Here is a 26851-nt window from a genome sequence, read left to right as displayed (position 1 = left end):
ACAAAGCGCAGGCAAGATATCCTTCTGTTTTTATAAGTTATATCGTAATTCAGTAATTGCCGCATTGATAATCATTAAACAAATTCAAATTTTTGCGGCCTTATTGCTCCGGTGTTTGGGCTCTCTCTTTCATCGCCTGGAGTATTTGCCTGTGAAAGCAAGTGGCTGCATAATCCTATTAGCGGGAAGGAGACAGCCCTTTTTTCAGGGCTTAATACAGAGTGTCTTAATACTCTAGTTGGACCAATAGGAATATCATAAGCAATTGAGTTACGCCGTTGCTAACTTAGCAGCCATTTTGGCTTCCTTAATTGGCAGATTAACGACCGCTGCCAAAACTGCGAGCAGCATATCGGCATACCACATCCACTGGTAGTTGCCGTCCTGGGCCATGGCCAGCCCTCCCAGCCAGGCCCCGAGGAAGCCGCCCATTTGATGAGTCAGGAGCGTTAGGCCAAATAGAGTGGCCAGGTAACGGGTACCAAAAAGCTTGCCCACCAGCCCGGCTGTCGGCGGTACGGTAGCCAGCCAGGTGAAGCCCAGCCCGGCGGCAAATATGTAGAAGGTAAGCGGTGTCTTCGGGGCCAGCAGATACATGACAATCATTACCGCCCGGCTGGCATACATGACCGCAAGTATATACTTCATGCGATACCGTGTGCCCAGCGCCCCGGCCAGGAGGCTGCCGGCAATATTAAACAGGCCGATAAGCGCCAGCGAGGCGGCAGAAACGCTGGCGGCATGGCCGCATAAAGCGACCTCCCCCGGCAGATGGGTTACCAAAAAAGCAACATGAAAGCCACAGGTAAAAAACCCGGCGTGCAAACATAAATAACTAGGATTGCGCATAGCCTGGCAGACTTGCTGGTATAACCCCACTGCCGGTGCCTGAGCGGCTGCGGCCTGTACTGCTGCCGAAGAGCCGCGGCAAAGCACCGAGGCCAGGGGAATTGTCAGCAGGGTTGTGGCCGCCATCGTCAGGATAGCCGCTACCCAGCCAAACATACTGATGATGACCTGGAGCAACGGGGCAAATACAAACTGGCCCAGCGAGCCGCCGGCGTTAATAAAGCCGCCGGCAAAAGCGCGTTTTTCCACAGGCAGCTGCCCGGAAGTGGCGCCAATCAGCACCGAGAAGCTTCCCGCCCCCGCCCCGGCGGCGCTTAATATACCCATGGTCAGGATGAGCGACCATTCAGACTGTACCAGGGGGGTTAGCGCCAGCCCGGCGGCCAGCAGCAGAGTGCCAAAAACAAGCACATGATAGGACCCTTTCTTATCGGCGATGGCCCCGAATATCGGCTGGGCCAGGCCCCACATAAACTGGCCGATCGCCAGGGCAAAACTAATGGAAACGATGCCCAGGCCGGTAGCTGCATCCAGCGGGTGAACAAAAAGACCTACTGATTGCCTGGCTCCCATAGTAATCATTAATATGGCCGCCGCGCTAAGCATTAACAGCCAGGCCGACTGAACCTGCTTCGATGTAGTCAGAATAATAGCCCCCTTCAAACCGCGATTAGGATTCATCTACAATTCCATAGGTTCTGCCAAAAGTCCTTGTTAAAACATAACCTGATTAGAAAAACTTGGCTTATGCCAAGCCGGCAGAAGCCGTCTGTGCCCTTTTGGGTCTAGATTTTTCTTATCCCCTCGACATAGACTTTGCCCTTTATGAATTGCTGGGATAAAAGTAACCCCGCAGCCCGTTGCTGCGGGGTTACTAGAATATGCAGGTATGGTCAGCTTACATTAACGGCGGCATCGTCAGCGCCGGATGTTTTCTTTCTTCCAGGAACGGCATAATTTCTTCCTCCGTGGTCCCCACGGTTTCATCGGCAATCTTGTCAATGAAATCGGCACCCAGGCCGAGAGCGACAGCCCGCTCAGTCAGTTCATCCTTCAGATACTCCTTAAGCTCTTTAGGCATCCAGACAATGCGGCCCAGCCCGCCATCGGCGGGAATAAATTTGGCACTGACGATATAGCGGCGCCCGATCCCCATAAACCCCGGAGTCTGTACACCGCCGCCGCAGGTCCCGGCCAGGGTCGAGAAGGTCATGCCGCAGGGGGTGTCGCCGGCATGCTCGCGGGTTGTAATCATAACGCCGTTGGTCAGCGGTAAAATCGCCATGATAGCCTCAAAACAACCGCAGGACGTCATTGGCTTATCCATTAAGGTGTACAGGTTAACCTCTTCCAGTGTCCGGTTGGAGGCAGTATGGAGAAAATCATTAAGATTGTGCCACATGCCCTTTTCCTCATCAAGGCATTCGCCTTTGGCGATCGGCTGATTAGGGCCGGTGGGGGTAATTTCATTGGAGGCCTTGGCATCAAGCCAGCTAACTGCCCCGCAGAGGCCAACCCGTTCCGGGGAAACAATGCAGACATGATTGGGCGCAAAGGACTGACACAGGGTGCACGAATAAAAAGTGTCAACCGTTTCGTCGGTCAGGCCCTTCAGACGGGCGTCGCGGGCCTGGTATTTTTCGCGGGCTATTTTAATCTTTGCCTCAACAGCCGGCAAATCGGTAAGCAGGGTCACTTCTACCCGGTCGACAATGGCCGGATAATCGGACTTAAATTTGGCAATAAGCAGATCGCCGAAATGGCGGATTTTGAAGCCGGCCTCTTTGGCGCCTTTGCTGATCCGCAGCCAGCACAGGTCGCGCTGGGCAACATGCCACAGGCCTTCGCCGTAGTTGATAAAGTAATGGATGCGGCGTTCCAGTACGCTTTCAAAATCTTCCTGCATCTTGCGGCCAAAGATTCTAACAATAATCCCCAGCGGGAAAACACTGCCTTCCGGCATTTCATCAATTTCCGGGCCAACAACCTCAATTTTGCCGTCTTCGACCTGATCGGCATCCCCCATTTGCACAAGCTCAAACCCCGGCGACCGGCCACCGCCAAATTCAACCCAGGCTTCTTTTTTCCGGATGGTTTCGCCTTCAAAAGCCGGGCCGACAGTGATGGGGACCGGGATATCAACAATTTTAAGTTTAATGCCGCGCAGTTCCAGGGCCAGTTTAATAATTTTGTCATAATCCGGCTGGGCTTCCAGCAGCTCGGGAATTTGCAGTTCAGCCGGCAAATCCTGGTCGGTAACGATCGGGAACCCCATAAATAAAGCCCCGGCGCCAATGGCAATCGTGACTGCGTCCAGTTCGCCCAAAGCAATGACGAAGGCCGGTACCCGCCGTTTTTGATAGTCCAGCATTTGCTCACGGGCGCCCTTGGGAACACCGCCGAAGGCCAAACCGGCCCGGGCGGCAAAATTGACGGCATGAATAATCTGGGTAAATTTTCCCAGCGGGAACGTCATATAATCAGCGCCGACTTTAATATTTTCTTCAATACACTGCTCAATGATGTCATTGACCAGCATGATCATGATGCCTTTCGACTGCAGGTCCTTAATCAGCCGGGCACCGGCTTGGGCATCTTTGGCTTTGCCGGTAATAACAGCAATGCCGGGAATCGTGCCGTCAACCAGCGGTACCCCGAATTTCCGCAGGACAGGGTCGGATAAAAAACCGGTATACGGCGGTTCGTCGGGTTTACCACCGCCGAGATAACGTAAGGCCTCAATAATTTCGCCGGCGTATAATGTTGCTTCCCCTGACAGCAGGGCATTGCCTAATTCAGGCTCAGGACGCAGGTTGTTGGCCTTGATACGCTGTAAAACAGGGACAAGTTCCCCTAAAGTCGTTATATCCTCGCCGCTTAAAGCGGTAATCACCGGCAGTTTATACGCCGTGTCCGGATACTTTACCGGTGCTTCAGCACCATGCTTTTCGATAGCTTCATTAAGGAGATTTTCGGCAACACCTACAGCAGTTGTTGCGCCTTGGAAAGCCAGTTCACAGATTTGTTTAGACATTTGCTAACCTCCTTCAAGAGTATGTTATTTTTTTCTTATAGGCTATAATTCTAGAAATTCCGTCATATTCCTGCAAAATTAGGAAAATTCAACTTCTCTGCTATACTAACAGCTAGTATGTGCAGTTTATAATCTAACCATGCCGGCCGGGGACAAAAGTAACGGTTAAGGCCCGCATCGGGCAGGCGGCAACACAGGCCGGCTGGCCGCTGCGGGCTAAGAGATCGGCACAAAAATCACATTTCCGGGCCTGCTGGCGCTGTTGATCATACTGCACAGCCCTATAGGGACAGGCGGCAACACATTGGCGGCAGCCGGTGCAGGTCTGCTGGTCAATCAGTACCACCCCATCCTCCTGTCGCTTTATGACCGCCCCCGCCGGGCAGGCCCGGACACAGGCCGGCTGGCAGCAATGCCGGCAGGCCGTAGACCGCCAATAGGCATAGACGTTATTGCTCAGCCCCCGGCCGCTCTGGCGGTAGCCACCGCCGGCAAATTCCTGCACCCACCGGAATGATTGCCCTGGTGCCAGGGTATTTTTTTCTGTACAGGCAAGCTGGCAGGTGGCGCAGCCAACACACCGGTCCTGACGAAACTGAAAATTAATTTGACCGCTCATGCTGTCCTCCTCAGAGTTTTGCAACCTCCACCAGGTTAGTATGCTGGGGATTGCCAAAGGCCAGGGGCGTTGGCCGGTATTTTGTCAGGGTATTGATTGAACCACGCTGATCGATCCCCCCGGCATCCGGAGTCCACCACGCCCCCTGGGGGATGGCCACAACCCCCGGCATAATCCGCGGGGTCACCCTGACGGTGATGATGAGTTCGCCCCGGTCATTAAATACCCTGGCTTTATCGCCTGCGGCCAGTTGCCGCAGGCTTGCGTCGGCCGGATTAAGCCACAGGGCATGCGGCTCTACCGCCTCTAACAAAGCAATGTTCTCGAACGTGGAATGGACCCGGCGCTTAGAGTGATAACCGATGCATTGCAGGGGATAGCGCTTGCGCAACGGGTCCTCCGGTCCCTCCCAGGCCGGTATGTATTGGGGAACAGCCGGTATCTCCGGGGTTTTCAGCGCCCATAACCGCGGTGAAAAAAGCTCAATTTTCCCGGAAGGGGTCGCGAAGGGGGCGGCCCCCGGCTCCCGGATTTGTTGCTCATAGGCAATCACCGGCTTATCCGGTTGCTGTTTATAAATACCCTGGCGGCGGAATTCCTCAAAAGCCGGGAACTCACCGTCATGTGACTGCGCGACTTTTACAAACTCCCGCAGCCAGTCCTGCTCGCTTTTACCCTCCGTATATTCGGGGCCAAACCCCAGCCGGTCGGCCAGGCAGCTGCAGATATCATAGATGCTGCGGCATTCAAACTTCGGCTCGCTGACCTTTTGATGATAAATGGCATAGGCAATGCCGGAGGAAAAAGTCACAATATCTTCCCGTTCAAAATGGCTGACATCAGGCATCACAATATCGGCAAATTTGGCGCTGGGCGTCATAAACAGGTCATGGACCACAATAAATTCGCATTGCTTTTCATCGGCCAGTATCCTGGCCGTGGCGTTAATATCCGCATGCTGGTTGATTAAGGTGTTGGAAGCGTAATTCCAGATCAGCTTGATATTAGTGCCTAAACAGTCCACCCCCCGCACCCCCTGGTCGGCAGTCATCTGCTTGCCGTTGACAATGGCCTCGGTCCAGGTGAAACACGGGATCTGGGCCGCTACCGCATTTGTACCGGCCGGCATCCAGCCCATCAGCAGCTTGTGGCCGCCCGGCCGCAGCCCCGGGCCGCCGCCTTTGATCCCGATGTTGCCGGTCATAGCCGCCAAAACCGGCAGCGCTCTTACCGGCTGCTCCCCATAAGCATGCCGCTGCCAGCCCAGCCCCTGCAGCAGGGCACAGGGTTTGGTCAGCCCAATCTCCCGGGCCAGGCGGACAATGTCCGCCTGCGGCACGCCGGTAACCGCCTCCGCCCAGGCCGGTGTCTTGGCCGTCTTATCCTCACCCAGCCCTAAGATATAGCTTTTAAAAGAGTTACCGGCCGGAATGCCGGCCGGCATATGTTCTTCGTCATAGCCCAGACAGTACCTGTCCAAAAATGACTGATCCACCAGCTGCTCGGCCATCAGCACATAGGCCAGGGCGGCAATCAGCGCATTATCGGTCGTGGGCTTTACCGGAATCCATTCGTCAGCCAGGCTGGCAGCCGTATCGCTATAGCGGGGATCAATGACAATAATTTTAGCGCCTTTGTCTCTGGCCAGGCTTAAATAATAGGGGGTGTTGGCCCCTCCCATCCTGGTTTCAGCCGGGTTGTCGGCAAACAGAACAATCAGTTTGGCATTCGGCAGATCAGCAGGGGACTGGCCTTCCACAGTTCCGTACGTGTAGGGGGCAGCCACCGTGTAACAGGCGGCGCTATAAGAATTGTAATACCGGAGATAGCCGCCAAACATATTTAAAAATCTCGGCAAGGCCCCCTGGCCATCGCCGGTGACATAGGCATCACTGATTTGTCCGTAAACCCCGGTGCCATAGTTCAAATAGATGGCACTATTGCCATAAGTTGTTTTAATCCGCTGCATTTCAGCAGCAATAACTGTCAAAGCCTCTTCCCAGCTGATCCTGGCAAACCGGCCTTCTCCCCGCGGGCCAATCCGTTTGAGGGGATACCGCAGGCGGTCCGGATGTTCCAGCCAGTGCCGCTGGGCAAGCCCCCGCAGACAGGCCTTGGTCTGGGGACAATCAGGGGCTTCCGGCCCTTGCTCGCCCGGTGACAGCCTGACCAGGACACCATCTTTAACGTGGGCGTGGAGAAAACAGCGGCCGCTGCAATTATGAATACAGGACGTAGGAATTAGTTTTTCATCAACTGGGACTGCCTTCATCAATATCCCGCCTTCTGTCGGTTGCTGCTCTATGTTGTCAATTGTACAGCCTTTAACGGCAAGAGGCAAGGTTCTGAAACTGCCGCCGCAACAGACAGAAATTGCCTGCCCTGTTTGCAAGGGATCAGGCAATTCTGCTTACTAATGAGGCATATTGTGCTGCAGGGGGGCCGGGGCAGTATGGGGATCCCAGCCCATGATCGCCGGGTCAACCATACCGAATATCATGGCAATATGAGCAACAACCAGGAATACGGTGAGCAAAATAAAATGCAGCTTTAATTTTTCGTCTCCGGTTTTACCGCCGCCAATAACCCCCAGTTCTAAAAGGGCTATCCCCATAAGCGGAATCACACCGCTTAAATAGGAACCGACTGCCAGTTTGTCGGCAGCCCCGCGCCAGGGCATGGACGGCACGGCTGTAATCATCAGGTTCAGAAATATGCCGAGGAAATAGAAACCGAGCACAATGCCGATGTATTTGTTGATTGTGCGGAGGGCACCGCCGGCCCGGTCTTTGTTGAATACCACAAAAAACTCGGTCGCCACCAGGGCTTCAGCCAGAGCAACCGGAATCACCATATAGATAATGAGATTCCAGGGCTGATTTACAGCCAGAAGCTCCATATAATGGGTCATGTTCATTATTGATTTTCCTCCTCAAGTTACTGTTACTGAGTACCTTGAGGTAATTGTAGCAGTAAATTGTGAAGATCCTGTGAACAAATCGTTAAAGGTCACTGAATTTTACTCTCAATGCTCCGCAAGCCCCTGCCTGTGACGATCAAAAATGTGAGTACGCAATTATCCTCAAGGGCAATCGCCGGCTTAGGATCTACATTTCCCTGGACAACTATAACGGAGTTGATTGCGTCAAGTCCGGCAGGAGCTACAGAGGCCTTGGGTTTTCTCTATTATTTTTTCTACTCAACACTGGCAGGTTTTCCACCTCGGTCTAGTAAACCATACTGCTGGTATCAGAGATTACTTGTCAGGGCTTTGAGTTTTCGCACCGCAACATTGGCATCTTTCGCATACAGGTCTGCTTTTATCTCATCGGCAAAAACCTGCGAGATAGGTCCGCCGCCAATAATAACCGTGATTTTATCACGAAGGCCACGGTGCTCTAATTCCTCAATAACCGTGCGCATACCATCCATAGTTGTAGTCATCAAGGTAGCCATCGCAACTATTGTAGCCCCAAACTCCTCAGCTTTGTCAACAAAAGTGCGAAGCGGTACATTGCGGCCCAGATCATATACCTCAAAACCGGCTGTCTCCAGCATAATTTTTACAAGATTTTTACCAATGTCATGCGTATCACCCTGAACAACGCCAATGACTACCTTCTTAGCACCACAATTGTAGTCCTTGGGTAAATACGGTTGGAGCACTGCCAAACCGGCAATCATGGCATCAGAACAAAGCAGCACTTCCGGTATGAAGTATTCCTGTTCCTCGTACTTGTCACCAACAATATTCATGCCTTTAACCAAGCCCTCGGCAATGGCCTCGAAAGCCGGCATCCCGGAGTCAATCGCCGCTTGGGCTGCTATTTTCGCGCCGTCCTCATCCATCTCAACAACGGTGGTTGCCAGCGCAGCTAAAATTTCTTGTCTTTTCACGCCCAGACCTCTCTTCAATATATTATCATGATATTTTATAGAATTTTTCTATATTTTTCAGCAAATTCCTTCCTTGACTGGAAGGAATTTGTTGAAACAAAGATAATCATTATTGTAATGTATGATATTTAACCATAGTAACTGTACTGTGGTAGGATTTGGGGGAATGCTGCTTTGAAAACCAACTGGCAAGACGAGATGACGCCCAGGGAGCGGCTTACAGCTTTTGCTGCCGGCAAGCCCATAGATCGAATACCCTGTATGCCGTTAGTTACCGATCATGCCTATGGCCTGGCGGGCGGGCCGATGTCCCAGTATTATCATTCAGCCGCCTTAATGGCCCAGGCTCAGATTAATGCGTTTGAAACCTACGAAACAGACTCGGTCGGTTCCGGCCCCGGCCTGTTCGGCCTGGCTGAGGCCATTGGCACCAAATTAACGTTTCCTGATGACGGCATTCCCTTTGTTTGCTCGCCGGCCATTTCAGGATACCAGGATCTCGCTCAGCTCGAGTTGATCGACCCCTGCCGGTCAGGACGATTGCCAATCATACTCGAAGCCCTCAAACTTGTCCAGGACGCGGTACAGGAACGTGCCGCGGTGGGGTGCTCACTTGGCGGTCCCATTACCACCGCCGCGGCTGTCCGGGGCACAGACAATTTCCTGCGGGACATGTACCGCAACCCGGACATGGTGCACCGGTTATTGCAATACGTTACCGATAACGCCCTGCTCTTTATCGATGTACTGTGCACAATGGGCATTAAACCAAGCATCGCCGAACCCACCGCCTCCGGGACTTTGATCAGCGATAAGCATTTCCGGGAGTTTGCCAAGCCCTACCTTAAGCAATATGCTGATCGTATCAGCCGGCACTGTGGCAGTGGTCCGTTTGTTCATATCTGCGGTGATACGATGAGCATTCTGGATGATATGGTTGATGCCGGGGCAACAGTGCTAAGTTTAGACAATCAGATTGATTTGGCGGCGGCAAAAGCTAAAGCAGGCCACCGAGCCTGTCTGGCAGGCAATGTAAAGCCTTTTACCCTCTGGCGCGGAAGCCCGCAAGCGGTTGCCGCCGAAGTCAAAGAATGTTTGCGTAAAGCCGGCGATAGTCCCAAAGGGTTCATTTTATCCAGTGGCTGCGGCCTGCCGGTAGGCACCCCTGCCACTAATGTTCTGGCGATGATGGACGCCGCCCGTCATTATGGCAAATGGCCAATTGATCCCGCCAAGCTGGCATAAACAAGAGAAGGCTAAGTTCACCCTGACAGGTAAACTTAGCCTTTTTAGTTGTCGCCGGTATTGGAAAAATTACTGACCATGTCGAGGAAATAGCGGCAGTTCTCTTCTAAATCAGGACCATGTTTAAATAACCCGCCGCCAACCAGGAAAATAACCTCATTGCCGTATACCGCCATCAGTTCCCCGATACGGTCCAGGCTCATGCCACCGCCCGGGCTGGGAAAGATCGGCTTGATCTGCCCCATATTCACGCAGGTTCCGCGCGCAATGTCCTGGCACTCTTCCCGGCTGAACGAGAATCTGCCGCCGAAGTTTGGATAAATAACAATATCGGCGCCAGCCAGGCGGGTGATTTGACCAAATAACGCAAAATGAGATATCCCGTTATCGTGAGCTGTCACATAACTGCCCTGAAAGGCCGGGTGACTAATAACCGGCAGTCCAAATTCCGCATCATCGGCTAAAAATTTCATTACAGCCAAACCGGTAATAGCCGGTGACAGCATCACGCCTTTAGCGCCCAGTGTTTTTGCCAGTTTAGCGCGTGCTACCACCTCATTGGCCGGTGCGGTAATATTGGGAACATAAATGGTCTGGCGGCCGGTCCGGGCATTGGCTTTTTCTACTGCTGCCACACAGGCAGTTACCCTTTCCCGAAAGGGCGCAAAGACCTGATTTGTCAGGCCATGATCATCCTTGATTATATCAATGCCACCCATTGCACACTTATAGGCCATGTCGGCCAGTTGGGCAGGGCTAAGCCCCATTGGCTTCAGGGCTGTAAACAGAAGCGGCCTGCCGCTTACACCTAGAAGTTCCCGCAGACCCTCCCGCCCAAAGCGGGGACCGCAGTATTGGCTCAGCAACGATTGCGGCAGTGCCAGCCGCTCTACCCGTATTCCTGGTTTAATACTGATATTGCCAAATACAACATTGAGCAGCTGCGTAAATTCATTCGCGGTCGTCTCAACCGCATAGCTGATAACAGCCTGATAGACGCCAGCACTTATTGGGGCTAACGCCTCGATGCGCCCGACAATATCATCCCTGATCATTCCGGCAGGCACCAGCTCCTCCGGAAACTCAACCGTCTGTTCCAGGCAGATAGCCCAGGCTTTTTGCCGTGCCTCTTGCTCGTCAGCGCTTATTAGCCGGTAGATTACGGAAAAACGCTCTCCTGATATCATTATAAAGCCTCCGGCTTGGCGTCGCTGTGCCCAGGGGCAATATAAACCTGCGCCAGCTCAGCCTCTGATATGGAAAAATTCTGCCCTGCAAGTTTCTGTACTTCATCAATCAGCGCCATCGCATCCAGTCGATATTTGTGCATTAGATAGGCCCTGCTGGCACCATGAACAAACGTATCCTGCAGGCCAATCCGGACCAGTTTCCTGCCAATCCCGGCCTCAGCCATCTGCTCGGCGACAATAGTCCCCAGACCGCCGATGATGGAATGGTTTTCCATGGTTATTACACCATACCGCGACCGGGCAATCGCTGTCATCACCGCAGCATCACTAAAAGGCTTTAAGGTGGTGATATGCATATGCTGTACCGACAAGCCGCGTTTTTCTAACACCTGTATGGCCCGCATAGCCTCTTCGGTACAAATCCCTGTTGATAACACGGTAAGATCACTGCCGCGGCTGATCAGACGCGCTTTGTTAAATTGAATCGTATCTGTGGGCGCAAACAAGCGAGGAATCTCCCCTCTCAGCATCCGGATATAGACAGGTCCGTCAACCTTATGGGCTGCGTCCAGCACGCTTTCGACATCAGTGGCATCACCGCATTCAAAAATAGTCATATTCGGCAATGCCCGCATTACGGCAATGTCTTCAATGGCCTGATGAGTTGCCCCGCCCGGGGTGGTCACGCCTGGCAGAAATCCGATCATACGGACCGGCAGATTGGGGTAAGCTACCGAAACCGCAATCTGATCATACGCCCGGCGGTAGATAAAGACAGCAAAGGTATGGATAAACGGATGCAGGCCCTCCCTGGCCATGCCGCCGGCGAAACTGAGCATATTCTGCTCGGCAATGCCCATAGACAGAAAGCGTTCCGGATAGGCATCACGAAAAAGATCAGCCTCGGTTGAACTGGTAAGATCAGCCGACAGAACATAAACCGTTGGTTTATCTTTAGCCCACATAACAAAGTTACGGGCATGCACTTTTGATAAAATCTCCACAGTTATCGCCTCTCTACAGCATAGTTTGCAAAATGCCGGCATACTCTGCCTGCTCATCACCGCTGGCAAAGCGGACATAATGAAGCTTCGGATACCGTTTTTTTAGAATGTCGATGCCCTGCCAGGGCTTTGTGTCCGCTAATACAATAACCGGTTTCCCAGCACAACCGGGCTCAAGCACCGGCCTGACAAGCGCGTCCAAATTATGACCATCCACCTGATATACCCTGGCGCCGAAAGCCGTGAGCCGGTCGGCAAAAGGTTCAATCGCCATAACATCACACATCGCCCCGTCACACTGCTGGCCATTGACATCCACATAAATACCGATATTATCAAGTTTATGATGAGTAATGGCCTGCAAAGCCTCCCAGTTTTGGCCTGACTGCCATTCACCATCAGACATAAACACCCAGACTTTGCCTGACTCGCCCTTTAGTCGGCGGGCCATGGCGATCCCGGCGGCCTGGCTCAGGCCTTGTCCGAGAGAACCGGTCATAACCTCCATCCCCGGCGAATGCTCGGCCCCAATCATCTCTACAGTAAAACCGTCCACATTAAACTGCTCCAGACCGGCAGGATCCATTCTGCCGGTCTCAATCAACAGGGCATACAAAACCAGCGCATACTGGGAGGGTGATAAAATAAACCGGTCATATTCAGGTCCCCGGGGCCCGTTAAACAGCGCACCGGTAAACGCTGCGCTATTGTCAGGGCCGGGTACACCGGCGAAAGGTGCCGGTACCAGCGCTTTTTCCGTCTTGCCCAGATGCATAATCCGCAGGTACAAAGTAGCCAGAATCTCAGCCGCCGAACAGGCCTGACTCAGATAGCCGCCATGATTGCGGACCGTGTGCTCCATAACCCGGCGTCTAATCCCCTGCGCAACCTGTCTGACCTGCGACTGCCAGTGATCGTTTATGCAAGCCATCAGCTTCACTCCCTGTTAACCTAATCTCATTCAATTTATCTTATTTCATTGTATTGTGAATACAGCAGACAGTCAATATCACCGCCGGTCCCCTGCCGCCCAATAAAAATTTTTAGGCTGCAGCAAAGTTCTGCAAGAACTTTGCTGCAGCCTGCAGGCCAACACATTTTATCACTGTCGTTTGGCATGTTTATCATCCCAGTCATAATACTTTATAACACAAGCCAGCACAATGGAAGCTATCAATCGCTCAACAATGACCACGGTAATAAGCAGCCCAAACGCGAACCATGCATTACTTAACATACCTATACCTCCTAACATCCTGTTAGTTAAATTATACCCATTCCGTACCAGCTTATTAGGTTTTCTACTATTACCCTGCACAATGCGCTAAGCGGTTGGTTTATCTGGCAGCAGTTCCATAGATGGTTTTATAATGATTGCTGGAAATCAGCAGCTAAGCAAACCAACTCATTAGCCAGAATTCAAAAAAGGCGGGTCGCTCCATTATGGAACGACCTGCCTTTTTTGAATCCCGAAGTACTGAATCAGGGCGGTTAGGTCTGGCCTGTATCGTCATATTCCATGATTACAATAACTTTTATTCGCCATTGCCCATCGACACATTCAACATATTCTGCTTTGGCAAAATGCTGGATAACCTGAAACAACGCTTCTTTTTTAGCCGATAATTGCAAGCCTCTTTCCGGAGATATGCAAGGATCAGCAATCTGTTTAACAATAGCATTATAGTCGTTAATCGTATTTAACAAGGCCGCTTTTAGTCTTCGTTCCATAATGTCCTTCTCCCTCCATCTCCGGCTTGCACTCTTATTGGCAACAGGGTTGCGCACTCTCTATACAGGAAACTTCGCCAAGGTCGTATATTTTCCTTTATATTTTTTCAGCTACCTTACCTCATTGTTTCCCTTAACCTGTTTTTCTATAGCCTATTAAAGCGACGGCGCTCCTGAGGGTGCACAAAAAAAAGAACACCGCTTACATAGTAAACGGTAGTGAAAAGAGGAAACTTTGTAAAAAGGGTTAACTTAATAGTACAGCAAAAATGCTGTGCCCAGGTTAAGAACCGGTTAAGTTTCAGTTAAGCTAATCATGCCCAGGCTTCGCACCCTTAACACTTGCATCGGTTAAATTACATACTTCCTCGCAAGCTTCTTCACTTATTGTTCAGAATTTCAATAATAAAGCGAACACCGTCTGAAAAACCATGTTTATACATTTGCGAAGATATGGTCACATGTAAGTCATCTATTTTTGTATAAAGCTCTTCTCTGGCATCAAAATCAACAGGCAAAGAATCAATGCCTCTACATAATTTATCATTAGCAGACTCCCAGGTTGGTGTCCGATCTGGCCGATAAGTATTAATTGCCCGGTCTGCAAGTATTTCTGCTATTAATTCCAAACAGGTCATAGACTCGTCATTTTCAGGAACACTGCCAATCATAATATCACACTCCTATCATTTACGGTTATTAACCAAATCTAATTTGCAATGATTAACTGTGATGTATTGCCAGCATAATTTCTCATTTAATTGGATTTATATCCTAATCCTACTATCATTCTCATTGCAAGTCAATATTATTTCCAAGATGTTAAGAAGAATTTACGCTACTTAGATTATGTTGTAAGATTGTAGAAGGGGTGATTTTATTGAGTTTGGGATCAAAACTTCGTGGTGCCCGTCTGGCCAAAGGTTTATCGCAGATTGAAGTAAAAAGAATAACAGGCATAAACAATAAAACGCTTTCTAATTATGAAAATAGTGTAAGCTCCCCTGATCCTGGTACGTTGAAAAGTCTGGCTGAGCTGTATGAGGTAACAACCGATTACCTTTTGGACAGGAATATTGCTACCCAGGAAATATCAACCTATCGGGAACAATATAAAAAAGCCCCGATACTTGCTTCTATTCCATGCGGCAGGACGCTTGCAGAACAGCAGGATAAACTAGGGGAAATGCTATTACCCCCCGGAATACCAGCTGGTGAATATTATTATCTGTTTGCCAGCGGCGATAGCATGGAGCCCACTATATATGCTGGCGATATGGTTTTAGTCCATATCACAACTACTATCATTAACGGGAAAGTGTATGCTGTCCGGGTCGATAATGAAACCACTTTAAAAAGAGTATTTCGATATAATGATCGGGTTGAATTAGTACCGGACAATCCTAAACACCCACGACAAATCTATAGCTCCAAGCAGCTTTTTGTTAATGGGCAGCTAATAAAGATTATGAGAGATATAAAGTAATACCGCGCCACGGGCCGGTGGTATTTGTCTGCTACCGGTTAAACAATTCGTTACTCTTCGAATATGCATGTAAATCACTGAACCTGCAAATCATAAACCAGGAGGTGATAGTATGGCGAAAAATAACACTAATGATTCCGCAGCACAACAGCGAGCCAAAGAGCAAAATAAAAACCTCAAAAACAAGGATATCAATGGTAATAAACATCTTACCGGTCCCAATCATCCTTCAACCTAGTGCCTTGGCACAGTTAGATGTTAGTTTTAGGGCAAGACAAAATGGTAAAGGGCCATGAAGCACCGGCGACGCATACTGGCAGGGGTCTGCTAGGGGGCATTGGCCATTTTGGCCGTCATCAAACTAAAAAGATAATGTGGTCAAGACACTAGAGCAGCAGCGGCTGCTCCGCGAGCAAAGACATGGGAAAGCACCGCCACTGCCAGATAAAACAAAGGGCTGAAATCAACACCCCTCTAGCAGCAACGATGCTTTCCCTAGAGCTATTTGTATAAAACTACCAGCCAGCATTACAAATGCTCGGTAGTGGTCTGTTAAAGGTTATACCTCATCAGGTGTACCTAGAACTCACAACACCAATCCCTGTTGGCTGAATGTTTTAATTAGAAAATCCAGGTTAACTGGCTAATCAAGAATTTCTGGCTCTTGTCCGCTAACCCTAAACCGCCTACTTTTTCAGCTTGCAAATCACCATAGATGACTGAAAGGATAGCCTGCGGCGCAACTGTTACTTCAACCCCATATTCAAAACCTTTAACATTGTTGACACTGCTGCCTTGCGCAGGATATGTCCAGTTATTGGGAGCGTTTAATGCGCCCGTATATTGTAATATATCAAAACCATTGTCAGCTTTTCGGTACCCTGCCCAAGCGCCTACTGTTCCTACTGCAAACGGATTCGCCCCCTTATATTTGGCTTTAAGATATATTCCTTTCGGTGATTTCCCGTCATTAAACGCTTTGGCATTCGTTGCCGTATTTACGCCATACTCACCTTGCAGGTTGATATTAGAGAAGCCGGTGTATTCTACACCCACTGCTTTAGAATCATAATAATCGAGACCGGTGGCGGAATCTTCTCCATTGGAAACGTAAGCAAATGATAGGTTAGTTTTCTCATTTAATTTGAACTGCGTATCGGCTAGCAGCCAGGTATAATCGGTTTTTTTACCAGAATAAACAGTCAGTTTCACATCATTGCCAAAGCTCACTTTGCCGCCGTCTACATAGGGTGCACTAAACAACAGCCCTTTGCCGAGTGTGGGAATAAATCTTCCGGCAGCCCATTCAAAATTACTATTCTTACTGGCATAATAAGCTTCCTCAAACTGAATCGAGCTATCTGTTCTCGTATCTCCTGATATTGAATCATTGCCGATTGTAGCGTGAAAGTAATTGTTGCTGTCAAACTTTTTGTCTATAAATACGTACAAAGCAGTACGAAATTCCGATTTATCGGTTGGTTGACCAGTATAATACGGATCCCCCCCCAAAGCGTCATCAGGTACAAGTGGACGTGGATTCTTGGTCCATTCATGCCTGATTCGCGCTACGCCGGAAAATTTCAAGCTATTAGTATCCTTGTCCTCCAGGGTTTTAACACGAACACCTAGACTTGTCAATTCTTTAGAAAACTCAGCCGACAACTTTTCCAATAATACCTTGTTTTCGGCATTAGCCTTATCTTCCTTAGTTAACGCATTAGCAACAACAATAGCCATTTCATACCTGGTCATATTTTTGTCGCCACGGAACGTACCGTCGCCAAACCCGTCGACAATGCCTGCATCGGCCAGCTTCTGCACGGCAGCATAGGCCCAGTGCGTTGACGGAAGGTCACTAAAGGTACTGCTGGAAGCAAATGCCAAATTGGAAATGCAAAAGACGATCAGTCCAACGAGGGTTATTAACATTCTCTTCATTAGTTTCCCACCTTTTTGTATTTTTAGGAATAAGTATCGCTATATGGTCCTAAATCTCTTTTATTTACCAGTGGCTGCAGCAATCATGGCTTGCACATTTTCCGGTTTTGCATTAAGAGGAGTACAGCAGCCCACAGCTAAAATGAAGCCGTCCGGCCCTAAATTGGCAATCAGCTTACGGCTGTATTTATATACTTCATCCGGTGTTCCTAATGTAAGCATGGCTGCTGGTACATCACCCATAATACACATATGACCGTTCAATACTTGTTTGGCCTTATATAAATCAGTGTTACTATCAGAAGATAAGATACACTTACCTTGGGGAAACTCTCGCAAATAGTCGATAGCCCGAGTCCAATTATTGTCCCAATGGAGTAATGCATAAGCCCCTGAGTCCACTACAGCTTCTACCTGCCTTTTAAGAAACGGCAGCGCAAAGCGTTCCCACATTTTAGCCGACATATATTCCGGCGCACACCGGGTTGCGCCGGTAAAGACAGCGAATGGTTTAATCTGCTCGCTTTGCATTTTTATCATAGCAATCAGTTCTGTGGTAATAACATCTAATACGGCTTCCACCTTATCTGGTATGCGATACAAATCATTGGTTAAATTAGCCATCCCCCTGGCACTGGAAAGAACATCAAAGGGAACGCCAAAGATTAATGGACTAAATGGTACAATGCCGGCATTAACATAGTTCGTAACTATTTTCTGCCAGTCAGACGATATGTACTTTTGTAAATCAGGTACGGCAAACGGCAGATACTTTTCAAATATTTGCTGCTGATAATAGGCAAACCCTTTATCTAAGATGACATCATAATCCGCCACAGACATCGGGGAGATTTCATCAATTTGCCATTGAGCATCAGGGGGCAATTCCCGGCCTGGCAGTTTTACTTTGGCAAAAGTTGCCGCTCCCAGGGCATGAACGCAAGGTACTAAATACTGAATACCATCAATCTCGCCAAGCTGGGCTAGTGATTTCAGATTGGTTTGACTACTTACCTCCAGATCTGCAAGATAATCGGCTAAGGCTACTGTCATGTGCCGGGCAAAAAAAGAATCAGCAGCTAGAACGACAGGCACCCGGTCTGGTGTCCCCCCTGAGATTGCTGTGGTAAGTCTGGTAAAACGTTCCCCGAATAATTGTTGATAGTTCGGCATAAACTCCTCCTTTGCTATAATATTTGCCATTTTGGCCGGCATCAAACTAATAAGATAATGCGGTCAAGGACTAGTTTAGTCTTTTGCGTGGGATGCATTTATAACTACATATTTACTGTAATCTTCATGCATTTTTATACTATAATGGTAGTCCGGAAATACTATTGTCGTCAAATTCTTATAATTCCGAAAACTATTCCTAAAAATCATGCGAATTTTTAAAATTGCTACCTTTTTGCTGAATACTACTGTTTATTTTTTATGCCTTCTTGGCAAGTTATTTATCTTTTTAGCAAAATATTTTATTGCAAGCGATATCTAAAGGCTGCTAGAGAGTAGTAATACGAAAAAGCGCATGCGAGGCTTTATACCCTACACATGCGCTTTACTTCGTTGTTTTGCTACAGAAAACCTTGGCGTGAAAGCGGTTCCTTAATTACTAAACCACCGAGTTCAGTCGCTGACAAAGGTGTCAGAGAACCATTAAAACTACCAATGGCGGTACAACAAACTGCACTATCAATGACTGCTTCACGCATAACAAACACCGTCCTTATTTATTGCTAACAGGATGGACAGCCACGCAATCTGAGAGGGCAAATTCAGCCTTAGTCTTGGCCCGCACTTCGTCCACCGTCACGCCTGGTGCGGTCTCCTGAAGAATTAGTCCTGCCGGCGTCACTGCAAACACGCACAAATTGGTGATAATTAAGTTCACGGCGCCTTTTCCGGTCAGCGGCAGGGTGCATTTTTTCAATATCTTGGGTACTCCGTCTTTAGCGGTGTGTTCCATCGCCACAATAACCTTCTTTGCTCCGGCTACAAGATCCATTGCTCCGCCCATACCTGGCACCAATTTGCCTGGAACCATCCAGTTAGCGAGATTTCCTTTCTGGTCAACCTCCAACGCACCAAGGACGGTCACATCAACATGTCCGCCCCGGATGATAGCGAAAGACATCGCGCTGTCAAATACTGCGCCGCCGGGGATAATCGAAACGGGTTTACCCCCCGCATTTACAAGCTCGGGATTCTCTTGTCCTGCCAGGGGAGCCAGGCCTACGAAGCCATTCTCCGACTGAAGGGTAACGTTCACGCCGGCCGGCAGGAAATCCGCAGCCAGAGTTGGTATACCAATACCCAGATTAACGACATAACCATCCTTGAACTCCCGGGCCACCCGTTTAGCAATTATTGTTTTTGCATCCATCTGTAATCCCCTTATCCCTGGACAATCCAGTCCACTAATATTCCAGGCGTCATGACCTGATCCGGATCAAGCTGGCCTGCTTCAACAATGTTTTCCGCCTGAGCGATAACGATGTTGGCAGACATCGCCATCAAGGGGTTAAAGTTACGGGCTGATCGATAAAACAGCAGATTTCCGGCCGTATCTGCAGTATGCGCCCTGATCAAGGCCACATCGGCCCGCAAGGGCTTTTCCAGCAAAAATTCCCTGCCGTCAACGTTGATAACGCTCTTACCTTCGGCAACAATCGTCCCCACACCAGTTGGTGTGAGGATACCGCCCAGCCCGGCTCCGCCAGCACGGATCCGTTCGGCGAGCGTTCCCTGGGGGACAAGATCAACCTGAAGCGCGCCGGCGTTCATTTGTCGCCCTGTCTCAGGGTTCGTCCCGATATGGGAGACGATTACTTTGCTCAACCGGCGGTCAGCTACAAGTTTCCCTATGCCTTTATCAGGAAATGCCGTGTCATTGGCGATAACGGTGAGATCCTTTACCCCTTTAGCTACCAGTGCATCTATCAATATTTCAGGCGTTCCCACGGCAAGAAATCCACCAATCATAACAGTTATACCGTCCTGTACAGCTTCCATCGCCTGTTCAATCGCAGTAACTTTGAACATATATATCCTCCCCAATGTTTATTGGTAAGAAAAGCCGGATTGCTCCGGCTTCTGCCACTTTATAAAAAGTTACTCAGACTCCCCAACGGTCGTCCTAAACCTGTTTTGGCCTTCTATAATATGCCTGTTGCCAAATGAATAGCAATAACAATAAATGCAACTAATGTTTTAATTACAACCAGTGCAAAAATATCCGGATAAGACTGCTTGTGGGTCAAACCGCAGATGGCCAGTAGCGTGATAACCACGCCATTGTGCGGCATACTGTCCAAACCGCCTGAAGCCATGGCTGCGACCCGGTGAAGAACATCCGGCGACATTCCAATAGAATTAGCCCAGATTAGCCAGTCTTTAGCCATGAGATCTAACGCAATCGACATGCCCCCCGATGCGGAACCGGTAATAGCGGCAAGGGTAGTGACAGTCACACCCTCAGACACCAGCGGTGTTCCGCCAATATGAATACTGAGAAGGGCATTGGCAATAGACTTGAAACCAGGCAACATAGCTATAACATTGCCATAGCCAACCTCGGAAGCGGTATTCATAATTGCCAGGAGGGAACCGATAGCGCCGGCGTTTAAGGCTTTGGCTAAGCCCCCGGCTGGCAAATTACGGTAACCGATGGCAACTGCCAGAACAATACCGATAACAACAGAAATAATCAAAGCCCAGATTGCTGCCACATTCTTAACGTCGGACACCGTCAGCGGCAAATTCATGGCAATGAAGGGGGCCAGGATATTCGGATCCCACGTAAAAACATTGCTCATGACATAGTTAACAATCAGTACTGCCAGCAGCGGAATTATAGCTAATCTCCAGTCAGGCATATCCTTCACATCAATGTCGGTGGGCTCATTAATGTGGTTTTCGCCGTAAGCTTCGCCGCGCGCCTTAGCTGTTTTGTTCCGCCATTCCAGATAATACATGCCCCCAAGGAAGATCAGTATCCCGCCGATAATGCCCAGAATCGGCGCAGCATAGACCGTGGTACCAAAAAAACTAGTCGGAATAATATTCTGGATTTGTGGCGTCCCCGGTAAAGCATCCATGGTATAGGTACATGCTCCTAAGACAATACAACCCGGAATCAGACGTTTTGGTATACCTGCTTCCTTAAACATAGCAGCAGCAAAAGGATAAATGGCAAATACAACAACAAACAGGCTTACACCGCCATAGGTTAAAACGCCACCGGCAATAACTATTGACAAAATACTGCGTTCTTTGCCAACAGCCTGTAGTATCCTATAAGCAATAGCCTTTGCCAAGCCGGTTTCCTCCATGATCTTCCCGAACACGGCACCCAGTATAAATATCGGGAAGAAAGATTTGACATAGACAACTGCTTTGGCCATGAAAAGTTCGGTGTACGCAGGCATGGGGGAAAGTCCCTGACTTACAGCGGCAAGAAGAGCGAAAACCGGCGCAAATAAGATAACGGAATAACCTCTATAGGCAAAGAACATTAATAAAAATAGACTAAGCAGTATTCCAAATACTTCCATAAAAAGACATGCCTCCTATATTTCACTTTATTCAGTAGGCTGGCTTATTGCGCACTTTCGATAATATCGTTGAACCTTTCGAGATAGCTGAAATCATTTACCCCGCCTCTGGCTTCTGCTTCTTTAACCAGTTCTACGACTTTATCATTGAATGGCGTGGGTATACCGCACTTGCTTCCGCCCCGGCACACAACACCGTTAATATAGTCGATTTCGGTCTTTTTACCCTTCTCCAGGTCCTGGAGCATGCTGGCTTTGTTATTATGGCGGCCCCACACTTTTTTGTAAAAATCCATTTTTGAGGGAATTTCAGCTTTATTATTAAGTTCCAGGAATTCAAAATCAGACCCCTGCATCTCAACCATACGGTACCCCAGACCGTGACAAACCTTGATAACCTCATCGGCAATATGAGCAACGCAAATCATAGCCTTAGGATTGGCCAATACGTCACTAAACGTACCGTTGAGAGCAGCCGACATGCCGCTGAAAGTCGAATTCATCAATAATTTAGTATAGCGAATTCCCATCAGGTTTGTCAGTATCGTTGTCCCGCCGGCGGTGCTAAGGACTTCTTTTACTTTTTCCAGTCGCGGGCGCACTACTCCATCGATCTCACCGATCTCGAAGGCAAATTTTTCCACTGCCTCCATCGTGGATGTAAGCTCGGACACACCTGGCTTAAGCCACGTAGCACCGAAGCCGACAGCGCCGCCAATGGTTCTCTCTCTGCCCACATAGGAAGCCACGGACTCTTCCGGAACGCCGTTTTGCAGGGTGCAAACAACGCTTTCCTTATGCAGATGGGGTAGAAGTTTGGGTAAAGCCGTTTCGTTAGCCGTTTGCTTTGTCAATAAAAGAATGAGATCATAGGTTCCGGTTATTTCCGCCGGCGTCAGCGCCTTTACCGGCTGGTGCATCTCAAGAAAACCGGTTACGGTAGCTCCATTGCTATTAAGTGCATCCACATTTTCTTTAAAAGAGTCAATGAGATCTACTTGCTGACCATTTTGGGTCATTCTGGCGCCAATGATAATACCTAGGGCTCCTGCGCCTAAAATAGCTGTTCTCATAGTAAAGCTCCTCCAGTCTCCATTAATAATTAACTTTGTCCAGGCCTTTAAGATCCAGAATTTGGCGAGCTTCCTCAGAATTGGCGATTTCCAAGCCAAGCCGCTCCGCAATTTCCTTAATCTGAACAACTTGCTCAGCACTTGATTTTGCAAGCACCCCGGGTTTTAGATACAGGTTATCCTCAAGCCCGACCCGTGCGTTCCCCCCCATAGTCAGGGCAGCAGTAACAAGGGGAAATTGAGCCCTACCCGCTGCCGCACAGGACCAAACAAAGTCACCAATCTGTTCACGGGCTGTCTTAACCAAGTAGACGAGATTATCAACAGTCGCAGGAATCCCGCCCAATATCCCCATGACAAATTGTAGATAAACCGGTTTTTGTACTAACCCTTTTTTCATAAAATAGGCAATGTTGTTGATCATGCCTACGTCATATACCTCAAACTCGGGACGGATTCCGTGCTCATTCATCGTATTCAGATAATACTCCAGCCCTGTAAAAGTGTTTGTAAAAACCAGCTCGTTAGTACGCTTGAGGTAAGGAATTTCCCATTCGTATTTTGGGTTTTCCAGCTTTAATGCCAGATCAGCAAACACAAAGTTCACCGAACCTGCATTACAGGATGCCAGCTCCGGCTTTAAGTCTACCGCAGGGGCAAGACGCTGTTCCGAGGACATCCAGACTGCGCCGCCGGTGGTAACACAAACCACTGCGTCACATTGTTGTTTTATTGAGGTAACTATTTCCTTCATAACCCCTAAATCAGGAGTTGGGCTACAATCCTTAGGATCTCTAGCATGAATGTGGACCACTGCAGCCCCGGCCCGGTGAGCCGTTACCGCATCCTCAATGATTTGATCCGGTGTAGCGGGAAAGTAGGGACTCAAACTCGGCGTATGTGTTGCGCCGGTTACCGCTGCCGTGATGATGATTTTGCTTTGCTTTGCCATGTAAATTCCTCCATATAATATTGATGAGTGTATAGCTACTCCTTTCTTCTTATTAATCAGAATATATCGCAAGATGTGTGCCAATCATGAAGTGTACGAAATAGACCAGATATGGAAGCGGCAAGTGAACATGTTATTGTTGCGGCAAGTAAATAAATTAGGCCGTAAGTTCTCCTGCAAATTGAGCAAATCCGCCTAACTGCTCGTCTCGCTCCTTAGAAGCGACTAACCTGGGAACTAATTTCGCTGTAACGAGAGAGGCATTTGGTGAAAATAATGCATAAAAGACCAAAACCGGAAGTGTAAGTGGATACTGACACAATTGTTTGGAAAATCCGTAATATGCTTGTACTCTCCGTTGCCTAAAAGCAAAGAGAGACAGTGTAAGTAATTACTTACACTGTCTCTCTTTGCTTACATTAATATTTTAACTAAGTATGCCGAGACGATTCATTTTCTGATACAGTAGCGGTCGCGCAATTCCCAATAATTCTGCGGCCTTTTTTTTATTACCCTGGGTAGCTTGCAGTGCATTCAAAATAACCTCCTTTTCACTCGCCGCTTTTGCATCTTGAATACTCCTGCCGGTAGCTGGCTTTACTTTGTTGCGTATCTTCGGCAGCAACCATTCAAAGTGAACTGGCTGAAGTATGTTGGAACTGCAAAGGTTAATCGCTCTTTCCACAGCGTGTTCCAGTTCGCGGATATTCCCCGGCCATTCGTATTCCATAAGCAGCGCCATAGCATCAAAATCTACAGAAACTATTTCTAAGCCCGCCTGCTCTCCATATTTTTCTGTGAACTTTTTTACAAGCAGGGGTATATCTGACCTTCTTTCTCTTAGTGGTGCAACCTTAATTGGAATAACGTTCAGCCGGTAATACAAATCTGCCCGGAATGTACCTAGCTTTACCATATCTTCAAGGTTATCGTTAGTGGCTGCAATAATTCTTACATTAACAAGAATTGGCCCTGTTCCCCCAATACGCTCTATCTCTTTTTCCTGCAGTACACGAAGCAGTTTTGCCTGAGCCGCCATAGACAATTGACTTACCTCGTCCAAGAAGAGTGTTCCTTTATCAGCCAATTCAAATTTACCCTTTTTCCCCGCCCTACGCGCTCCCGTAAAGGCGCCTTCATCATAGCCAAATAACTCTGATTCGATAAGCTCTTGGGGAATAGCCGCACAATTGAGCTTTACAAATGAATAAGGTGACCGGCGACTTTCCTGGTGTAGAGCATGAGCAACCAACTCCTTGCCTGTACCCGTTTCTCCTTGTACCAAGACAGTAGCATTAGAGCTTGCGGCTTTTAATATTGCCGTACGGATCTCAACAGCGGCTGGGCTTGAACCGATAGTATCCGCCAACGAATATCGTATCCCCGCATATTTCTTCACTTTTTCTTTATAGTAGTCAAGTTGGTCTTGCAACTCCCGTATAGATTCAAAAAGTTTGTCGACCCCTTCAAATACCTGATAAGACATGGCACCAATAATAATCCCAGCCTTTATCAGAGGATATCGATTGCATATTACAGTTTTTCCCTCATAGAAAAAAACATCGCCTAAAATTGGTTTACCTGTCTCAACAACTACCGGGAGCTTACTAGTCGGGATTATATCCTTAACATAGCGTCCTATGACTTGCTGGGAATCGAATCCTCTTGACGCTGCGTAGGTCTCCTCGACAAAAACAATCCGTGATTGATGATCGACTACTACCATACCAGCCATATGCGCAAATACTTGTTTCATTATATCGCTATGTTTTGCCATTAGAAGCCCCCCACATACAAAGTCAAAGAATATATAGTTAAAGATTACTCACTGCAAAAACTTCAGACAGCCGGACGTCGGACACCAAATCTCATAGCAAACTTATTTCGCGATTTCCGTACGCAGTCAGTTTCTGTCACTAGCTCATCCTTTGTTATAGAATAACATACCCTTTTGTTTACCGCAGTAGAAAATTCATCCAATTCTAAAGATGGACTGACTACCGCCATAACCAGAAAGTTCAGAATCAAAAAAATAAGTTTACACCAACTTACACAACAACCGCAAGTCCAAAATAAAAAGGCCCGTGAATGTCCACCTATTTAAAGATGTTTGATTTCATTGATTTTACCAGTCATTTCCCTGGTTTCATCCGACAGCACCAGGCGCCGGATATAAAGTCGCGCATATCCACCATATGGGCGCGCCATAATAAAAAATACCTGCTCCTAAAAAACATGCGAATTTTTTATGACTGCTACCTTTTTAAAGGCTTTTATATTATTATTAGATTAGTAATTTCGTACCATGCGGAGGATAATTCCTATGGATATCCGTGGTTTACGTTCTTTTTTAATGGTTGCACAATGCTTAAGTTTTACTGAGGCTGCCAAACGTATATATATAGGTCAGTCGGCTCTGAGTAAACAAATTGCTGAGCTGGAAGAGGATTTGGGGGTGGAGTTATTTTTACGCCACCACCGTTCACTGGAATTGACAGCCTCAGGCAAAACGCTACTTAGAGAAGGCTCTATTCTTATTGATAAGGTTGCTGAAGTTGTTGAAAAAACGCAGCTAGCACAGCGCGGAATACGCGGCAATCTAAAAATCGGCTGTTTTGGACTGGAAGATGCCTTTCTCCCCTACGCCTTAAAGCGATTCCGGGCCCTTTATCCGCAGATAAATCTGGATATTCGCATACTCACCCTTAAAATGATAGAGGATGACCTGGAATGCGAAGATCTGGACCTTGGCTTTATTGTTCTGCTGGGAACTGAGCCAAAAACCCCTCGGTTCATGAACCGTTTAATCTACAGGAGTCGTTTATGCTTTTTACTGCCAATTGACCATGCGTACGCCAAAGAGGCTGCGATTGATGTCTCTTGTTTAGCCAATGATTCTTTCATTATGCTGTATGAAGCAGAATGCCCACAGGGCTTTGACTGGTTCATGAGCTTCTGTAAAAAACGAGGCTTTACACCAAAGATTGCTAATAAAACGACAAGCTTTGACAGTATCTATTGGCAAATAGAAGCGGGTATAGGTATTTCGTTTACGATTAAAGACCCGCCTATTCCGCGGCGCATGCATACTAGCATTGCCATAGTTGATATGCAGGGAGACGATGCTGTTAGTAATGTAATGGCAGTCTGGAAGGAGGAACATCGTAACCCTGCCACCTCGCTCTTCCTCCAAATATTGGAAAATACCAGGCGATAAGAACCTTTAGCTTACAGCAACGCCTAGTGCCTTGGCAAAGTTAGCTGTTAGTTTTAGACA

General features: G+C 48.4%; 24 protein-coding genes. 4 read left to right on the top strand and 20 right to left on the bottom strand.

The annotated features are described in order from the left end of the window. Nucleotides 1-270 precede the first annotated feature (270 nt). From SPTER_RS02565 to SPTER_RS02540, 6 genes are all read right to left on the bottom strand, one after another. On the bottom strand, nucleotides 271-1530 hold the full coding sequence (locus tag SPTER_RS02565) for an MFS transporter (protein WP_211367408.1): 1260 nt from the start codon (nucleotides 1528-1530) through the stop codon (nucleotides 271-273). 217 nt (nucleotides 1531-1747) lie between these two features. After that, nucleotides 1748-3883 carry an acetyl-CoA decarbonylase/synthase complex subunit alpha/beta gene (gene acsB, locus SPTER_RS02560; RefSeq protein ID WP_144348915.1) on the bottom strand — a complete coding sequence of 712 codons (2136 nt, stop codon included), beginning with the start codon at nucleotides 3881-3883 and terminating at the stop codon, nucleotides 1748-1750. Between the two features lie 133 nt (nucleotides 3884-4016). After that, nucleotides 4017-4502 (bottom strand): 4Fe-4S dicluster domain-containing protein, encoded by a 486-nt coding sequence (locus SPTER_RS02555; protein ID WP_144348914.1) that lies wholly within the window; start codon nucleotides 4500-4502, stop codon nucleotides 4017-4019. A 10-nt stretch (nucleotides 4503-4512) separates the two neighbouring features. Next, the gene (locus SPTER_RS02550) at nucleotides 4513-6774 is read right to left on the bottom strand and encodes a DMSO/selenate family reductase complex A subunit (protein WP_144348913.1); all 2262 of its coding nucleotides are present in this window, start codon (nucleotides 6772-6774) and stop codon (nucleotides 4513-4515) included. 141 nt (nucleotides 6775-6915) lie between these two features. Then, nucleotides 6916-7419, bottom strand: a complete 504-nt coding sequence (locus tag SPTER_RS02545; RefSeq protein ID WP_144348912.1) for a DUF6803 family protein — start codon at nucleotides 7417-7419, stop codon at nucleotides 6916-6918. Between the two features lie 332 nt (nucleotides 7420-7751). Continuing rightward, nucleotides 7752-8399: a corrinoid protein gene (locus SPTER_RS02540; protein WP_246105449.1), complete on the bottom strand. Its 648-nt coding sequence runs from the start codon at nucleotides 8397-8399 to the stop codon at nucleotides 7752-7754. Nucleotides 8400-8573: 174 nt separating this feature from the next. Between SPTER_RS02540 and SPTER_RS02535 the strand changes: the two genes are divergently transcribed. Then, complete coding sequence (locus SPTER_RS02535) at nucleotides 8574-9644, top strand: uroporphyrinogen decarboxylase family protein (RefSeq protein WP_211367406.1); 1071 nt, start codon at nucleotides 8574-8576, stop codon at nucleotides 9642-9644. A 44-nt stretch (nucleotides 9645-9688) separates the two neighbouring features. Here SPTER_RS02535 and SPTER_RS02530 read toward each other — a convergent pair whose 3' ends face one another. The 6 genes from SPTER_RS02530 to SPTER_RS02510 form a co-directional block, all read right to left on the bottom strand. After that, nucleotides 9689-10831: a RuBisCO large subunit C-terminal-like domain-containing protein gene (locus SPTER_RS02530; protein ID WP_144348911.1), complete on the bottom strand. Its 1143-nt coding sequence runs from the start codon at nucleotides 10829-10831 to the stop codon at nucleotides 9689-9691. Beyond that, a complete protein-coding gene (locus tag SPTER_RS02525; RefSeq protein WP_144348910.1) occupies nucleotides 10831-11838 on the bottom strand; it encodes a transketolase family protein in 1008 nt (335 codons plus the stop codon). Before SPTER_RS02525 ends, SPTER_RS02530 begins: the two co-directional genes overlap by 1 nt. 13 nt (nucleotides 11839-11851) lie before the next feature. Further along, nucleotides 11852-12769, bottom strand: coding sequence for a transketolase (locus tag SPTER_RS02520; protein ID WP_144348909.1), 918 nt, complete (start codon nucleotides 12767-12769; stop codon nucleotides 11852-11854). Nucleotides 12770-12940: 171 nt separating this feature from the next. After that, nucleotides 12941-13075 (bottom strand): hypothetical protein, encoded by a 135-nt coding sequence (locus tag SPTER_RS25565; protein ID WP_281289491.1) that lies wholly within the window; start codon nucleotides 13073-13075, stop codon nucleotides 12941-12943. Between the two features lie 254 nt (nucleotides 13076-13329). Then, nucleotides 13330-13569, bottom strand: coding sequence for a hypothetical protein (locus SPTER_RS02515; protein WP_144348908.1), 240 nt, complete (start codon nucleotides 13567-13569; stop codon nucleotides 13330-13332). A gap of 380 nt (nucleotides 13570-13949) precedes the next feature. Beyond that, complete coding sequence (locus SPTER_RS02510; RefSeq protein ID WP_144348907.1) at nucleotides 13950-14240, bottom strand: hypothetical protein; 291 nt, start codon at nucleotides 14238-14240, stop codon at nucleotides 13950-13952. Nucleotides 14241-14449: 209 nt separating this feature from the next. On the opposite strand from SPTER_RS02510, the gene SPTER_RS02505 reads away from it, so the two are divergent. Together SPTER_RS02505 and SPTER_RS25560 are read left to right on the top strand one after the other, a co-directional pair. Next, nucleotides 14450-15055 (top strand): helix-turn-helix domain-containing protein, encoded by a 606-nt coding sequence (locus SPTER_RS02505; RefSeq protein ID WP_144348906.1) that lies wholly within the window; start codon nucleotides 14450-14452, stop codon nucleotides 15053-15055. Between the two features lie 112 nt (nucleotides 15056-15167). Beyond that, complete coding sequence (locus SPTER_RS25560) at nucleotides 15168-15293, top strand: hypothetical protein (protein WP_281289490.1); 126 nt, start codon at nucleotides 15168-15170, stop codon at nucleotides 15291-15293. A gap of 383 nt (nucleotides 15294-15676) precedes the next feature. On the opposite strand, the gene SPTER_RS02500 is transcribed toward SPTER_RS25560, so the two are convergent. The 8 genes from SPTER_RS02500 to SPTER_RS02460 form a co-directional block, all read right to left on the bottom strand. Further along, on the bottom strand, nucleotides 15677-16996 hold the full coding sequence (locus tag SPTER_RS02500; RefSeq protein ID WP_144348905.1) for an S-layer homology domain-containing protein: 1320 nt from the start codon (nucleotides 16994-16996) through the stop codon (nucleotides 15677-15679). 60 nt (nucleotides 16997-17056) lie between these two features. Continuing rightward, complete coding sequence (locus SPTER_RS02495) at nucleotides 17057-18169, bottom strand: uroporphyrinogen decarboxylase family protein (protein WP_170233118.1); 1113 nt, start codon at nucleotides 18167-18169, stop codon at nucleotides 17057-17059. Nucleotides 18170-18722: 553 nt separating this feature from the next. Continuing rightward, nucleotides 18723-19379 carry a 3-oxoacid CoA-transferase subunit B gene (locus SPTER_RS02485; protein WP_144348903.1) on the bottom strand — a complete coding sequence of 219 codons (657 nt, stop codon included), beginning with the start codon at nucleotides 19377-19379 and terminating at the stop codon, nucleotides 18723-18725. A gap of 11 nt (nucleotides 19380-19390) precedes the next feature. Further along, nucleotides 19391-20038 carry an acetate CoA-transferase subunit alpha gene (gene atoD / locus SPTER_RS02480; protein ID WP_144348902.1) on the bottom strand — a complete coding sequence of 216 codons (648 nt, stop codon included), beginning with the start codon at nucleotides 20036-20038 and terminating at the stop codon, nucleotides 19391-19393. Nucleotides 20039-20151: 113 nt separating this feature from the next. After that, nucleotides 20152-21549, bottom strand: coding sequence for a GntP family permease (locus tag SPTER_RS02475; protein WP_144348901.1), 1398 nt, complete (start codon nucleotides 21547-21549; stop codon nucleotides 20152-20154). A gap of 44 nt (nucleotides 21550-21593) precedes the next feature. Beyond that, a complete protein-coding gene (locus tag SPTER_RS02470; RefSeq protein ID WP_144348900.1) occupies nucleotides 21594-22622 on the bottom strand; it encodes a ketopantoate reductase family protein in 1029 nt (342 codons plus the stop codon). A gap of 22 nt (nucleotides 22623-22644) precedes the next feature. Next, entirely contained in the window at nucleotides 22645-23574 is a 930-nt protein-coding gene (kce, locus tag SPTER_RS02465; protein ID WP_144348899.1) for a 3,5-dioxohexanoate:acetyl-CoA acetone transferase, read from the bottom strand. Between the two features lie 427 nt (nucleotides 23575-24001). After that, entirely contained in the window at nucleotides 24002-25351 is a 1350-nt protein-coding gene (locus SPTER_RS02460; protein ID WP_144348898.1) for a sigma-54 interaction domain-containing protein, read from the bottom strand. Between the two features lie 546 nt (nucleotides 25352-25897). On the opposite strand from SPTER_RS02460, the gene SPTER_RS02455 reads away from it, so the two are divergent. Then, on the top strand, nucleotides 25898-26791 hold the full coding sequence (locus SPTER_RS02455) for a LysR family transcriptional regulator (protein ID WP_170233117.1): 894 nt from the start codon (nucleotides 25898-25900) through the stop codon (nucleotides 26789-26791). Nucleotides 26792-26851: the final 60 nt, after the last annotated feature.

Origin of the sequence: Sporomusa termitida (assembly GCF_007641255.1) — a bacterium.
In the GTDB taxonomy this organism is placed as follows: domain Bacteria; phylum Bacillota; class Negativicutes; order Sporomusales; family Sporomusaceae; genus Sporomusa; species Sporomusa termitida.
This window is presented reverse-complemented; position numbering and strand designations above follow the sequence as displayed.